11 protein-coding genes and 1 pseudogene are annotated in these 14,519 nt (G+C 59.0%); 7 read left to right on the top strand and 5 right to left on the bottom strand.

Translation table 11 applies throughout. The features are described 5' to 3' along the window. Positions 1-88 precede the first annotated feature (88 nt). From repA to repC, 3 genes are all read left to right on the top strand, one after another. Positions 89-1,252, top strand: a complete 1,164-nt coding sequence (repA, locus tag ACX82Z_RS21985) for a plasmid partitioning protein RepA (RefSeq protein ID WP_157632963.1) — start codon at positions 89-91, stop codon at positions 1,250-1,252. Beyond that, on the top strand, positions 1,249-2,265 hold the full coding sequence (gene repB, locus ACX82Z_RS21980; protein WP_198292932.1) for a plasmid partitioning protein RepB: 1,017 nt from the start codon (positions 1,249-1,251) through the stop codon (positions 2,263-2,265). The genes repA and repB overlap by 4 nt, the downstream gene beginning before the upstream one ends. A gap of 179 nt (positions 2,266-2,444) precedes the next feature. Continuing rightward, complete coding sequence (gene repC / locus ACX82Z_RS21975) at positions 2,445-3,755, top strand: plasmid replication protein RepC (RefSeq protein WP_459911998.1); 1,311 nt, start codon at positions 2,445-2,447, stop codon at positions 3,753-3,755. A 40-nt stretch (positions 3,756-3,795) separates the two neighbouring features. Here repC and ACX82Z_RS21970 read toward each other — a convergent pair whose 3' ends face one another. Beyond that, entirely contained in the window at positions 3,796-4,740 is a 945-nt protein-coding gene (locus ACX82Z_RS21970) for a recombinase family protein (protein WP_040457499.1), read from the bottom strand. A gap of 815 nt (positions 4,741-5,555) precedes the next feature. Here ACX82Z_RS21970 and ACX82Z_RS21965 point away from each other — a divergent pair. The 4 genes from ACX82Z_RS21965 (at position 5,556) to ACX82Z_RS21950 (ending at position 10,113) form a co-directional block, all read left to right on the top strand. Beyond that, positions 5,556-6,611 (top strand): Mu transposase C-terminal domain-containing protein, encoded by a 1,056-nt coding sequence (locus ACX82Z_RS21965; protein ID WP_459911995.1) that lies wholly within the window; start codon positions 5,556-5,558, stop codon positions 6,609-6,611. Further along, positions 6,611-7,513: a TniB family NTP-binding protein gene (locus tag ACX82Z_RS21960; protein ID WP_459911994.1), complete on the top strand. Its 903-nt coding sequence runs from the start codon at positions 6,611-6,613 to the stop codon at positions 7,511-7,513. The genes ACX82Z_RS21965 and ACX82Z_RS21960 overlap by 1 nt, the downstream gene beginning before the upstream one ends. A 2-nt stretch (positions 7,514-7,515) precedes the next feature. Continuing rightward, positions 7,516-8,679 (top strand): TniQ family protein, encoded by a 1,164-nt coding sequence (locus ACX82Z_RS21955; protein ID WP_459911992.1) that lies wholly within the window; start codon positions 7,516-7,518, stop codon positions 8,677-8,679. A 318-nt stretch (positions 8,680-8,997) separates the two neighbouring features. Beyond that, on the top strand, positions 8,998-10,113 hold the full coding sequence (locus tag ACX82Z_RS21950; protein WP_459911991.1) for an RHE_PE00001 family protein: 1,116 nt from the start codon (positions 8,998-9,000) through the stop codon (positions 10,111-10,113). Between the two features lie 613 nt (positions 10,114-10,726). Here the strand turns inward: ACX82Z_RS21950 and ACX82Z_RS21945 are convergent. From ACX82Z_RS21945 to ACX82Z_RS21930, 4 genes and pseudogenes are all read right to left on the bottom strand, one after another. Then, a pseudogene (locus tag ACX82Z_RS21945) lies at positions 10,727-10,906 on the bottom strand (transposase); the annotation flags it as partial. An 85-nt stretch (positions 10,907-10,991) separates the two neighbouring features. Continuing rightward, on the bottom strand, positions 10,992-11,858 hold the full coding sequence (locus ACX82Z_RS21940; RefSeq protein WP_459911989.1) for a TniQ family protein: 867 nt from the start codon (positions 11,856-11,858) through the stop codon (positions 10,992-10,994). Next, positions 11,855-12,736: a TniB family NTP-binding protein gene (locus ACX82Z_RS21935; protein ID WP_459911988.1), complete on the bottom strand. Its 882-nt coding sequence runs from the start codon at positions 12,734-12,736 to the stop codon at positions 11,855-11,857. The genes ACX82Z_RS21940 and ACX82Z_RS21935 overlap by 4 nt, the downstream gene beginning before the upstream one ends. Before the next feature lie 12 nt (positions 12,737-12,748). Further along, positions 12,749-14,362, bottom strand: a complete 1,614-nt coding sequence (locus ACX82Z_RS21930) for a transposase (RefSeq protein ID WP_459911986.1) — start codon at positions 14,360-14,362, stop codon at positions 12,749-12,751. Between the last annotated feature and the right edge of the window lie 157 nt (positions 14,363-14,519).

The following is a 14,519-nucleotide window of genomic DNA, read 5'->3' as shown; positions in this document are numbered from 1 at the left end:
ACGAAAAATCGGCGTAGTTGGAACAGACCCCGTAGTTATGGAAAAAGCTCGTAGCACAAAAACCCTCGCTCAGGGAACAAAGCCGCTGATGACGGACGTCATTGCCGGCGATGGCGCCGCATTGTCAGCCGAGTTGCTGGCGATGCGTGAGGCTCTCTTTCCACCAGTATCGAAGAAGACGCTTCGCTCTTTTTCGTCCGTAGAGACCGCGAAGCTCATTGGCATCGCTGATGCATATTTGCGTCAACTTTCGATTGGCGGAAAGGGCCCGCAGCCGTCGATCGGCGCAGGCGGTCGCCGGTCGTATACCCTTGACCAGATCAATGAACTGCGAGCGGTCCTTGAGGAGGGCTCAAAGGGAAAGCGGTATGTACCGCACCGAAAGGGTGAAGAGCACTGCCAGGTAATGGCAGTGGTAAATTTTAAGGGCGGATCCGGGAAGACGACAACGGCCGCGCACCTTGCTCAATATCTCGCATTACAAGGGTACCGGGTACTCGCGGTCGACCTTGATCCGCAAGCCTCGTTCACGGCGCTGCATGGCTATCAACCCGAATACGATATTCAGCCGAACGAGACGATGTACGCAGCCGTGCGATATGATGACGAACGCCGCCCTCTCAGGGAAGTCATTCGCAAGACCTACATTCCAGGGCTTGATATAATCCCCGGAAATCTCGAGCTCATGGAGTACGAGCACGACACGCCGCGCGCTCTTGCGGAGCGCGATGCCGAGCCCTTTTTCGGACGGGTGGCTACGGCTTTGGGCACTGTCGCTGATGACTACGACGTCATGATCCTTGATTGCCCTCCGCAGTTGGGTTTTCTCACACTTGGCGCCCTCTGCGCCGCGACCGGACTTCTCATCACGGTCCATCCGCAAATGCTGGATGTAATGTCGATGTGCCAGTTTCTCTTGATGGCAGCCGACATACTCCGTGTGGTGCAGGGTTCGGGCGGTGATCTCGAGTACGACTTCATACGCTACATAGTGACGCGCTTCGAGCCGGCGGATGCGCCGCAGACTCAGATGGTGGCATTCATGAGGTCACTTTTTCGAGAGCGAGTGTTGAATAGCACGATGGTCAAATCCACCGCTATTTCCGACGCGGGCCTTTCGAAGCAGACCCTCTATGAAGTTGGAAAAGAGAACTTTGCCAAGCAAACCTATGATCGGGCGATGGAGTCTCTCGATTCCGTGAATGACGAAATCGACCGGTTGATGCAACAGGCATGGGGGAGGGCGACGTGAGCCGGAAGGACACCCTCAAGGCGATGCTGACACGCCGATCGGAGGAGTTGCCACATGGCAACTCGGAGCCAACTCCACTCACGCCACAGCCGCCGCATCCCGTTCCGCATGTCCAGTCGGGCGCGGTTGGTGCGATGGGAAGGTCGCTTGGCCAAATAGCATCTGCGGCAGAGCGCGCGAAAGCGTTAGTCGCTTCCGGTGCCGCTGTCGTTGAAATACCGGCTGATAAGCTCGCTGGTTCGTTCGCCCCAGATCGCCTAGACGATGAGGGCGCGGACTTTATGGTGCTCTATCAGGCGATAAAGGAGTCGGGGCAGAAAAGCCCCATCCTGGTTCGGCCTCATCCAGACAACCCCGACACATACCAGATCGCGTATGGCCACCGGCGAGCGAAGATTCTCGCAAAGCTCGGTCGGCCGGTCCGCGCCGTGGTTCAAAATCTCACAAACGAAGAACTCGTCGTTATCCAGGGGCAGGAAAACTCTGCCCGAAAGGATCTCAGCTACATCGAGCGTGGGCTCTTCGCGCTGACGCTCGAGGAGCAAGGTTTTGACAGAAGCGTGATTATGTCGGCTTTGAGCATGGAGAAAACGCAACTATCGCGACTTCTCTCGCTCACCAAGTCGATTCCCAGGAGTGTGATCACCGCAATCGGTCCGGCGCCGAAGGCAGGGCGGCCGCGGTGGAACGCTCTCGCCGAGCGGCTTGCCGCTCAGAAAAATCAAAGCCGTATAGATGCTGCGGTGAACGATCCGAAGTTTCTGGAGGCGGACACGGATCAGCGCTTTGTACGGGTTTTCAACGCTCTCGCCCCGAAGAAGACAGCTGGCCCCTCCAAGAGATCGGTTGTGACTGCGGCGAGCGGCCAAAAGATTGCGACCGTTGAACGGACGCCTAAATCGGTTGCCGTTGTGGTCGGTATCGAGGGCTCAATGGAATTCGGGGAGTTCGTGGCAGCCCGCCTGCTCGACCTTTACCAACAATTCGAAAGCGAAAAGGAGAAGACCGACTAAGCAGAACGTAAAACGTATAGGCCGCAAAAGAAAAAGGCCCCCGAAACCGCGTCCGGAAGCCCTTCTCAGTCATAAGCAAACAGAGAATCGCATTTCCGAGAATCGCAGTCAAGAGTCCCTTTTGGGATAGCGCCGTTTCGGCGAGCAGATTTCTTTTGCCTAGCAATAGGTAAAGGACAATGCAGACACATATTTCAACGACGCCCTTTGGGCGGCGAGCGCTGACGCTTGGCCAGATCGCCAGCCAGGCAACCGCAAAGGCAATGCCCAAGGAGGCAGCCGCCAATAAGTGGCTGGTCTTCCAGCATATCCGTGAAGCGCGCGAGCTGCTCGGAGCGACCGATCGCTCTCTGGCGATCCTCAACGCGCTGCTTTCATTCCACCGGGAAACGGAGCTCTCGGCCGAGGGGGAACTCATCGTCTGGCCCTCGAACGAGCAGCTCATGGCCAGGGCCAATGGCATCTCGCCGGCAACGCTTCGCCGCCATCTGGCTGTGCTGGTGGAATGCGGATTGATCATTCGGCGCGACAGTCCGAACGGCAAGCGCTTCGCCCGCAGGAGCAGGGCAGGGGAAGTGGAGCAGGCTTATGGCTTCGACCTGTCGCCGATCATCGCCCGTGCCGAGGAGTTTCGTGATCTCGCTGAGACTGTGCAGAAGGAAAAAAAGGCGTTTCGCGTTGCCAGGGAGCGTCTGACGCTGCTGCGGCGCGATATCGTCAAGATGATTGACACCGGGATCGAAGAGGGCGTGCCAGGTAATTGGGGCAGGGTGCTTCAAGCCTATCAAACGATCATCGCAACGCTTCCGCGCACCGCACCAAGGCAACTTTTCGAGGACATCTGCGGGCAACTCGCGGAACTTCACGCCGAGATCAGTGACGTATTGGAATCCTTCACAAAAACACAAAATTCGAACGCCAATGAGTCTCATTCTGAGCGCCACATACAGAATTCAAATCCCGAATCCAAATTTGAATCTGAACAGGGCTTTCGAGAAAAGAATGAAGCGAGCGGCAACGCTGCGGAAACCGACAACGTGCGGAGCTTGCCGAAGCGTGATTTGCCGTTGAGTATTGTGCTGGATGCCTGCCCTAACCTGCTGGAAATCGTTCAATCCGGCGAGATCCGCCACTGGCGCGACTTGCTTGCCGCCGCGGAACTCGGGCGAACGATGCTCGGTATCAGTCGGAGCGCCTGGCAGGATGCCCAAGGCGTCATGGGTGAGGTTCAGGCCGCGATCGCATTGGCTGCGATTTACCAGCGGTCGGATCAGATCAACAGCGCGGGCGGATACCTGCGCAGCCTGACAGACAAGGCGAGGGAAGGGAAGTTTTCCACCTGGCCGATGATCATGGCGCTGCTCCGGGCCAAGCTGGATGAGAGCAAGCGGCGGCAGTCAGAAGCCGAGGCCAACGCCGGCGTAGCACCGCGACTTGAGGTCTCGGAATCGCTCGTGAAAAGTCTGCAGAAGTTAAAGCCGCTGCCATGACGCGCTCGTTTGGTGTTTCTCACGATCAGGGCAATGGCCGTCACCGACCAGGCAGGTCAAGGAGCTCGCTCGTCAGCAGTCCAGAGCGCCGGGCGCGGTCGAGCAGGTTTTTCACCGACGATGGAGACCACTTTGCTCCGCCGCGTGGTGTGCGCTCGTGAAGTTTCTCGAGCTGCGCACCAATGTCCCGGAGCGTCAAAGCCGGGTTCGAGGCGTGGATACCTGTGACCAGCGTCATCAGCCGGTCCTCCGGGAGGCGAGGCGGCGATTTCCGAAGCAGGGCGGGATCTGCCATGTGCTCGGTAACCAGCCATCTCACGGCACGACGAAGCCGCTCGGGGGTCCAGTCGTGCCCTCTTTGCTTCAGTACACGTGCAATGTCATCCCAAGTATGGTCCGGTCGCATGCGCTTCACAGTCGGAAGCCACTGGTTGGCAGTTGCCTGGATGCGTGCGCCGTAAGCTGCCTTCTGGGCGGCTGTCATCATGGCGAGCGTCTCCGGCCGGCGTTCGCGGATTCCGGGATTGCCGGAGAGCTTTCCCCTCGCCTTCGCCGCCCTTATGCCGGCCCTCGTGCGTTCGGAAATCAAGGAGCGCTCCAGCTGCGCCACGGCGCCGAGCACTTGGAGAGAAAACATGCCCTGCGGCGTCGTGGTGTCGATCGGATCTCGCAGGGAGCGAAAATGCACCCCTCTTTCCGTCAGGCCCTCGATTACCTCGAGCAAATGGCTGACGGAGCGCGCCAGCCGGTCGATCCGGACGACAAGGAGGGTGTCGCCAGCGCTCACGTCGCGCAGCAGCTTGCTGAGAGCCGGCCGGACCCGCGATACCCCCGAGCCATGCTCCTGAACGATCACATCGCAGCCGGCGGCGCGCAGTTCGATTTCCTGCGCTTCCGTCGCTTGTTCATCCGTAGACACGCGCGCATAGCCGATCAGGCGGCCCTGTGGTCGACGAGAAGCTTGTTTTTGCGTCTCAAAAGCCATTTGGAGCGCCTCCTGTCAGTTGTCAAAGTTGGTTTCAATGCGGAGCATGGAAGATCAATATCTTAGCGAAGGTCATGGTCACTGCAATCGGCTCCTGATTCCCCATAGTTGGCTTCACTATGTCGCATAAACTGCCCATACTTCCCTTCAATGTCGCCGATTCGGTTTTCAGTAGGAAGGGACGTCGAGAGGTGGATGAGCACGCTGATCAGATTGCCGAACGCGGCACGCTTGGGCTCTCTGAAGAAGCGCGGCAAGAGGCGCAGCGCCGCTATCCGGTAATAGCGCCTTTGGCCGCTCAGGAACTGGTCTCGGCCGTTGACGCGCGGGGTGCGGCCGCTCTTCTGGGGATGAGCACCCGATCGGTCTACACACTTGTCGCCCGGTTTCGGGCATCAGGTGGATTGATGAGTTCGCTGGCTCCCGGAAAACCATCCGGCGGCCGAGGCCGATCCAGAATGCCGGCGCGGGTGGACGACATTGTCACCGCCGCAATCTACGATACCTACCTGACGCGGCAGAAGCGTCGGATTGTCCGTCTCGTCGAGGAGGTCCAACTCCGATGCAAGAAAGCCGGATTGCCGGCTCCTTCGGCGAAAACGATCCGCCGTCGCCTTGAGACAATCCGGGCTGAAGAGGTAGCGCGTCGTCGTGAAGGCCCGCGCAGCAGCTCAGCAAGACGGCTGACATCGGCTGCTGGCCATGGGCCGATATCGAAAGCGCCACTCGACATCGTCCAGATCGACCATACGCCGGTCGATATCATTCTGGTGGACGAAATCAGCCGCCTCCCGGTCGGTCGGCCGTGGCTGACCGTGGCGATCGACGTCTATAGCCGTTGCATCACCGGCTTTCTCGTGTCGTTTGAGGCGCCGTCCGCAACGAGTGTCGGTTTATGCCTCGCCCACTCTGGAGTTGAGAAGAAGGCCTATCTCGACGAGCTCGGTCTCGATACAGAGTGGCCGATCGCAGGTGTCCCGCGTCTCCTGCATCTTGATAATGCTGCGGAATTTCATGGCGAAGCTCTCGCTCGTGGCTGTCAGCAGCATGGGATCGGCCTCGAATATCGCCCGAAGGGCCAACCTCATTTCGGCGGGGTGATCGAGCGTCTGATCGGCACATTGATGGGCCTTATCCATGATCTGCCCGGCACAACGTTCTCAAATCCGACCGAACGGGGAACCTATGACAGCGATGCAACTGCGGTTCTTACGTTGTCCGAGCTGGAGCATTGGCTGGCTCTGGCGATCAGCGGACGCTACCATCACGCGGTCCACGAAGGGATCATGGAGCCGCCGCTCGCTCGGTGGAAGCGCGGAATTGCCGAGCATGGAGACCCGCGGCCAGTCGCCAATAGCCGCGAATATCTGGTCGATTTCCTGCCTGTCATGCGCCGGACGATTCAGCGCGATGGCTTTACGCTCGACCACATCACCTACTATTCAGATGTTTTGCGTCCGTGGATAGCGAATAGAGATCGTTGCCGGTCCTTCCTGATCCGTCGTGATCCTCGTGATCTGTCGCAGATATTTGTGCTCGAGCCGGACGGCCGCAGCTATGTGGCGGTGCCTTGCCGGCGTCTGGAACGGCCAGGAATCTCGCTTTTTGAGCATCGGCAGGCTGTTCGAACCATCAGAGCAGGCGGTAGGGCGCTGGTCGACGAAGAGATCATCTTCAGGACGGTCGAACAGCAGCGTGGGCTGGTCAAGTCCGCAGCAAAGAAATCCAGAGCGGCCCGGCGCCAGTTGGCGCGACAGACCCCGGCCCCTGAAACGCCGGCGGATCGCGTGGCTGTCATGCCGACGATCGAAAATGAGCATGCCACTGATCAGCCTCCCGTTTCGCCGCCATTTCCGATGGAAAGATGGTGATGAGTGATCTCAGCCACCTGCCCCTCGATCTGCGAGAGATCGCTGCCACGGACAACGCGCAACGAATAGCCTTCATCCGTGGCCAGTGGTGGATCGGCTACCCACAGGCACAGGCGTCGCTCGATCTGCTCGGCGCCGCGATTGAGAACGAGCCATGCCGTGTGCGGCCGCAATGTTTTCTCGTGCTCGGGCCGACAAACAACGGCAAATCGATGATCATCGAGAAATTCCGACGCGATCATACGCCACCTGCCTTGCCCGACCGTGATGAGGAAAACGTCCCTGTTGTCGTGGTGCAGATGCTTACGGATCCCGGCGTTGCACGTTTCTACCAGCATCTTCTGGAGGTTTTGGGAGCGCCGGTACGAAGGACGGCCCGCAAGCATGATCTTGAAGCGCTGGCGTTGTCGATCCTCAGGAGGGTTGGCGTACGAATCCTGATCATCGACGAACTGCACAATCTTCTGGCCGGTACCGCACCGGCACAGCGCGAATTCCTCAACTTGTTGCGGTTTCTCGGCAACGAACTGAGAATTCCGATTGTCGGGGCAGGGACGAGGGACGCCTATCTCGCCATCCGCACCGATCCGCAGCTTGAGAACCGGTTTCATCCGATCATCCTGCCGCCGTGGGAGGAGGGAGACGAACTCAACCGGCTGATCCAGAGCTTTGTGGCGACGTTCCCGCTTCGTAAGCCGTCATTTCTCAGCTCGGCCGAGCTGCAGCGCTGGATTTTGGCTCGCACAGGCGGAACCATAGGCGAAATAGCTGCTCTGTTGCGTTCGGCTGCGGTTGCTGCGGTCGAAGGCGGGGAGGAGGCGATCAATCAGCGGTCACTCCGCCAGATGAAATACCATGGCCCGGCCGAAAGGCGGCGTCTCACTGAGCAGCTTCTGGTCTGACGATGGCGACAAGGCTGCCGATTCATCCTCAGCCATTGCCGCAAGAAGCCTTGTCTTCGTGGCTATGGCGGCTCGCCGATACTTATGACATGGGCGTCGGCGAATTTGCTGAAGCAGCTTTGGGGATCAACAGGCCGGACATCGAATTGGTGGATTTCTGGCCATCGGCTGCTTTGATCCAGAAGCTGGCGGAACGCACGGGGGTTGCTGCTGGTCGGATCCGGGCCATGACGATGGCGGCCTATGTGCCCTATCTGGTGGACGGTCTGGCGCCCCGAGGCAACATCTTTCCAGCCTATTGCTGTCAGTTTGGTGTCTTTGAGGACCCGACGTTGCGGGTGAGGCCGGTGCGCGCGGCTTGGTGGCTCCCCTGGATTTCCGATGATCTCGCCGACGGCAAGATGATCGGGTGTATTGATTGCCTGCGGAGCGATCGGCAGGGCTTTGGACGATTATATTGGCGGGCCAGCTGGATGGCGAGCTGCCCGAAGCACGGCGTCCTGCTGCACGCAGCCAGTCTATCCGCGCAATCCGATTATCCAGTTGCCCGGGAGGCCGCCGCAGAGCTCGCTGGGCTCGACGGGTTGACCCTGCAGGCCGTTACGAAGGGCAGGGTACAGTTGCCCGGCGGCCGCATTGTTCACGGAGGCCTTTGGCTTCGTGTTCTACGTGGCGTAATCGATGAGATCTGCCGTCCGCGACGCATGAAGGATCCTGCACGTCCGATAGTTGAGGCGGCGTGGGCGGCTGCGGGTCTGCCCTATCGCTATGCCCTGGGGCGCTGGGGCATTTACGAGAAGCAGGGTCGGTTGGAGCGGACGAATGTGCTGAAAGTCGCCGCCTTGGCCATTCGGCCGCTGATCAGGGCGGGCTTCCAGCCTTTGAAGGCATCTACGCGCCCATTGGAGGGGGAAGCGTCACGGGCCGTCTCGTCTGCCGTTCTCCTGCGGGATTTCCAGCTAATGCCGACCGAGATCGAGAACATCACCATGCTGGCCCGTGAAAACGACGACGTTGCAATCGATCTGCGCCGAATGCTCAATCATCAGCCGCGCAGTGCACGGTTCGTGGCTCAGACTGACGAAACCCTCAAGAGCTTGGGAATTCCGGTGTTGGCGCCGCTTCTCGTCGCCCGGACGCCTGATCTCGCCGATGGCCACTACTGAAGTCAGCTTTGTCCCGCCAGTGCAGTCGACTGTGACAAATGACACCTGAGAGAATACGGGAGGGTAGTTTTCCAAATACAGAAGATACGCCTAACCGAACGGTTGTAAACGTCTCTTGTCGCCTGAATTGTGTCTGCTGAGCTCTCTAATCCCTTGAAAAACGGCCTTTCTCATCGATCTGAGCGCTGCCAAGCAGCCTTCTGTTCAATCTGAAAGGCCTGAGCGCAATAGATGGTACGCGCGCGTGAAAAATAGTCGCTATGACAGAAGCAAGATATCAGATAGTTACCGTATCGAGAATTAACATACGATATTACAATGGCTTATAAGATCGGCAAAATCCCTCTGGAGACCCTGCTTCCAGCCATAGTGCGTGCGGAAGATCAGCTTGCCCGTTTGGATGAAGCAGTGCGACGGAGTCCGGTGGGCGAAGGCTTCATCGAGCGCTCGCATTTCTTCGATTCTGCTGCCAGCATGTGGGTCGCGGGGGAGCTTGTCCATGTGGAAGATCTCGTTCTTCACGATGCTCATATGGATATCCGGGCTCCTAGCCACGAACTGACAATCTCCCACAGGATTCTTCGTGCGCGCCGGCGTACCGCAACTGCCAAACCCGATTGGGCGTTGAGCGACCGCGGGCTCGCTGCCCTGAGTGGAACTCAGGTTCAGGAGGAAGGCGAGACGGTCAACCTTGTTGTCGAGGAGAGAGGAGGGGAGGGCAATGAGGTTGATGAGCCGGACCTCCTCGCCGATGAGTTCGCGCTGATTGATGCTGTGTTGGAACGGTCAGAGCGACTGATCAGCAACATGACGAAAGGAGACGGTCGTTCCGCATCTGCAAGCCGTGGCCTCGTGGTGGGCGATCTGATGATCCGTGATCCGGACTGGGACGAGGCCGATCGCCTGTTGCAATGGCGGTCAGTCGAGATGTCGGTTCAGGATATGCCGCCGACAATCGCAGCGGCATTGCTGTTTGATGCGTGGGAAACGCTCGAACCAGCGCAACGACAGCATTGGCTTGGTGGCCTCCTGATCGGTGCGTATTTGCGCTCACGAGACAAGGTCGGCTCCCATCTGCCAGCATTCAATGTCGGGTTGAAGGCGATTTCCAGAGAACGACGCCAGGCAAAGGACCGGACTGTCCGCCTAATTGCGTTTCTGGATGCGATGGCAGCAGCGGCAGACGCTGGCATGCGAGAACTTGTGCGTTTACAGCAGGCGCAAGCCCTGATGGAAAGAAGATTGATAGGCCGTCGTGCATCCAGCAGACTGCCATCGGCTATCGATCTTGTCCTGTCGCGGCCGATGGTCTCCGCTGCGATGGTGGCAAAAGTCGTCAAGGTGACGCCGCGAGGTGCGCTCAACCTGATATCGGAACTCGGCATACGGGAACTGACCGGAAGGGGACGATATCGTGCCTGGGGAGTTCTGTGATTCCTTGAATTGCAGAAGTGAACGGAGACCTGCGCAGATAGGCCGAGTTATCTCAGGCAGCGACAGCGTTATCGTCCTCAAACGCATAGAAGTATGGATCCGCAACGGCGTCGCCGGCGAAATTGCGACTGATCTCCACGGTGATCAAACTGTCGCCAGCAAAGGCTGGGCTTAGCTCAAGCGTCAGATACTCGAACAGCGCACGCTCGTGCACCGCGATCACGACTTGCTTGCTGAGACCCTTTGAAAACGTTCGCAACAGAGCGGCAAACTGGGCGATGTGAACGTCATCCATCGACTGCACGGGGTCGTCAAGCACCAACCATGGCAGCTGCGACGGTACCGACAGGTTAAGCGCAAGGAATAGGGTCAGGGCCGCGGTGTTCAAATTGCCCTGGCTGAGCATGGCGCCGGGAGGACCGGAGGACTGCCCTGACCTATGAAACGTCTCCAGCACAGCCTCCACCTTGCCATCCCCCCGATCGGGAAGCCGGAATTGCGGAACGAATTGCTCGTTCGGAGCAAGCCGGACGAACAGGTCGCGCCAGACCTTGTTGAGCGACCCGCTGAAAACGTCGCGGACGATCCCCGAACGGACATCCGCGATCATGCTTTTTTTAAACAGCCGCAGTTCCAGCGCCTGCTCGGCGACGACTTCCTTGAGATCGCGTGCCTCTTTGCGCAGCACCTTTACTTCGTCACTGGTGGCGGCACGGGCCGTATCGCCGGCAAGCCGCTTCTTGCCGGCTTCCAGGAATTCCTTCGACCAGTTGTAATAAAGGCTCTCGGCAATCCTGTCGCTTGGCAGTTAAACGCAAGAATGCGGCGGTTTCGTCGAAGATAGGCAGTTAATTGTGAGAATGTCTGCGTTCAGATTCTCAGATTAACTGCATCTGTGTCGAGTGTCTTTTACGGGCTGCGTTGACGAAAAAGGGCATTGCTTCTCGGTCGAAGCGATGCCGGTGCAATCCGAACGTGGATCGGCGCAACATGTAAAGCATTTCTGCTCCACCGGAATGCACCATCGCGACGCCTGCCAGGAGGGCAGGGCGGAGATGCAACGGCAGAATCGGGTTTTGTGGCGTTGGAAAGCTAGTGCATATTTCGGGAAGGAGTTCGTCGAGTTCCGGGATGATTTTTCCCAGTACCCTGAACCGCCACATTTCTTCTTCGCCCGGAAACGGAAGTACTGCTCGCCGCATCAGTAGCAGACGTACAATTCCAGCTGGCGATGCCCACGTTCTGATACCGCGCTCGGCTTCATCGTCGAGCAGCTTTTCGCCACGAAGAGCGGCAACACGATACTGCTGGAAAGGGGAGGGGAGTTCGCCCCCGCCGGTATGCCGGAGGTGGCTTCCACACAGAGGGCACGTGATGCGCCATCCCAGCAGCTGGCTTCGCAGGATTGGTGCCGGTTCCGCATGTCCCGGGTGGCAGTTTGTGCAGACCTGCGCCGGCTGTGAAGCGATCAGTCGACGCGATGATTTCGCGATATTTGCGAAGGTCTTTTGACGTAAGGAGGCCGACTCCGTGACAAACATGTCGGCCAGTCGGATTTCCTGATCGCTGCTCAGCTGGAGATCTACCGCCCGCAATGATGACGCTTCCGGCAGGCAATGCCGAAGCATCACGAGCGGTGGAACTGCGTAGAAAGCTGCATGCCGGCCGATCCAGGAGGACAGAAGTTCGTTGCAGTGGGGCGGCAAGCGCACCGGCAATTGCCGTAGCGGCGTGTTCTCAATCACGCGAATGCCGCCTCGGCATCGAACTCCGGCTCCCAGCACTCGACCGCTTCGTCGGTGGTTAGTTCGCGACCGCTTTCGATGGCGTCGACGGCGAGGCTGTTGATCATGTGGAAGATGTTGGCGGTGATACCCTCGGTGATCTGCAGGATCCGTCGCAGTGATTTCGGTGTAAGTACCGAGGGTCGACGCAACGGCGTATTGCGCAGGATCGATACTACCAAGGTTTCAAACTGTTCGTTCGCAGCCCACCGGCTCAACGTGAACTGCTCGAACCGCCGCGCAAGTTGGACGTCCCCGCTGATGGCTTCGCGTGCTTCGTTGACGCCGAAGCAAACGAGCGAGATCTGCAGACGATTGCTGAGGAAACGAAGAGTGTTCAGAACGATGCGCTGCTCGCGATAGGTTCCGGCGAGGATGTTGTGCACCTCGTCAATAACCAGCACCTGCACACCGATGGCCTCCATGATCCGCAATGCGGCCTGCTCCATCTGGGCAATGTCAGCACGCGGGCGCTGTGGCGCGCCGAGAAGGGTGAGGAGTTCAGCGTAGAACCGTCGTTCGCCCGGGCGGCTGGTCATTTCCATGGCTAGGACCGGCGTCGTCAACGTCCCCGTCAGCGGATTGAAGCTTGGAGGGTTCTGGTCCCGGAACCGCTTCATGATCATAGTCTTGCCCATACCGCTGTCGCCGTAGATCGCGACCGAAGGCATGCGCGTGCCTCGCGGGTGGTCGAGGAGCGCGCTCAGCCGGTCGAGCGCCTGCTTGGCTCTTGGATAAAGCACCCAGCGACGCGATCGTATCGCGCGAATGCGCCGCTCGTCCGTTTCGGCAAGCAGCGCGGCGGCGCTGGCAGTCAGGTGTGAGATTTTATCGTTCATATTCATTCCAGCTCAATCTGTATCCTCAACAAAGGGTACAGGTTTGCTGGAATCGACACCGCGGAGCGAGCCCCATTCCCGATCATTCACCTTCGATTTCGAAGACGCTTTCCCGCGTCGAGCGGCTGCCGTTTTCCTAGTTGCCGTCTCAACCAGCTCTCGCTGTGCGATAGCGGTGCGGACGATAGCGCGGGTGTCGACTTCGCGGCGGCCTTTCGCTAGAAGCGCGCGTCGGGCGGTCCCCGCCTCGTGTAGGGTGATAGAAGGCAGCGTCACATCGGCATAGCGAGCTTCCACGAAGTTTCCCGATGGCCGCCGAATGAAGATGCGCGCCATATCGCGTGGATCATATTTGACGAGTAGTCGCCGGTCTGAACGTCCGACGTCGGCGCTGAGCGCTGCCGACCAATAACGCAGACCGAACAAATGAATGCCAGTCGGCCGTAGAGTGCGCTCTTGCTCAGGCAGGAAGGTGAGCCAGAAGCGCAGCCGATCCTGTGGTAGCCGAAGCGGAATCTCGCCCTCGTGCTCCCGCCAGACAGCAATCGGCGGGCGACCCAGGGTACCATGGATTGATTGATGATAGGAGCCGACGATGTCGAGTGCGATGTACCGCTCGAGCTCACGCAGCGTCAGTGCCGCGTGCCGCTTCGAGTCGTACTCTCCCAGTTCCTGTTCGTTGCTGAATGTTGTCCCCGGCAGCAGGTGCAGCCTCCCCATCTGTGTGCCGATCAAGCGCTCGATGTGGCCGCCGAAGCGGGGTTCGCCCGGCGGCCGCCACTCGATCACCACGCCGGCATCCTCGCAACCTCTTTTGAATGCCCGGCTGCGGAAGTCGGCGCCGTTGTCGACATGAACAGTGTGGGGCAGGCCAGCCACGGGCCACGGATCCGTGATCTCGCGTTCTCGCAGCCAGGTCGACTTGTCGAAGACGGAATGCAACAGACACAGGCTGGTCGACAGCCGTGAAGGCGCCTCCATGGTGAGGTAGAACCCAGTCACCATACGGGTGCACACATCCATTGCCAACGTCAGCCACGGCCTGCCGATCGGCTGCCGTGTTTCCTCGTCAACGACAAAGACATCGGCTTTCGTATGATCAATCTGGACAACTTCGAGGGGGCGGGCGGCACTGAACGATCCGGGAACCGCCGTTGTCGCCTTGACGATCTTCTGTTCGCCGCGTCGCTTGGCACGGTTCTGAAGGTCTATGTCCACAAGGCGAGTGACGATCGTCCGGCGATGCGGCGGCTTCAGCCCAACAGAAGCACAGTTCGTCTGCACGTCCCGGACCAACTGCGAAACCGTCGGCCGTGTCTGCTTGAGGTACGATGATTTGATCGTCGCACGGACGATTTCCTCTCGCTGCTCATCCAGAGCACGATGACCCTCCGGCCGCCCACGTTTGCGGCCCACAAGCGACAGGACAGTCCCACCGGCGCGGAACAGCTTGATCAGGCGATAGGCTGTCGCCTGGCTGACATTCATCTCGGCAGCGAGTCCGGAAACGCCTGCTGCCGTAGTGCCGTCAGGATCGCACTTCAGGAATTCACGGATCGCGTCCGCCCGACGGCACGCCTCATCCCACAGTGCATCGTCAATCTCATCGGGGAATTGGGCGCTCATGGCAGGCTCGCGAGGAAACACATCACGAGCTCCATTCTCACATTAAGTGACAAATTCCAAGCAGTATTCTCAAATTAAGTGCTAATTATCAAATTAAGTGCCGGCGCATGCAGTTGAAATCATTGGCATCGGATTCTCATAATTAAGTGCTAAGTGA

It is taken from the genome of Aliihoeflea sp. PC F10.4, assembly GCF_054612275.1.
Note: the sequence above shows the minus strand (reverse complement) of the source record. Positions and strands in the feature narration are given on the sequence as shown.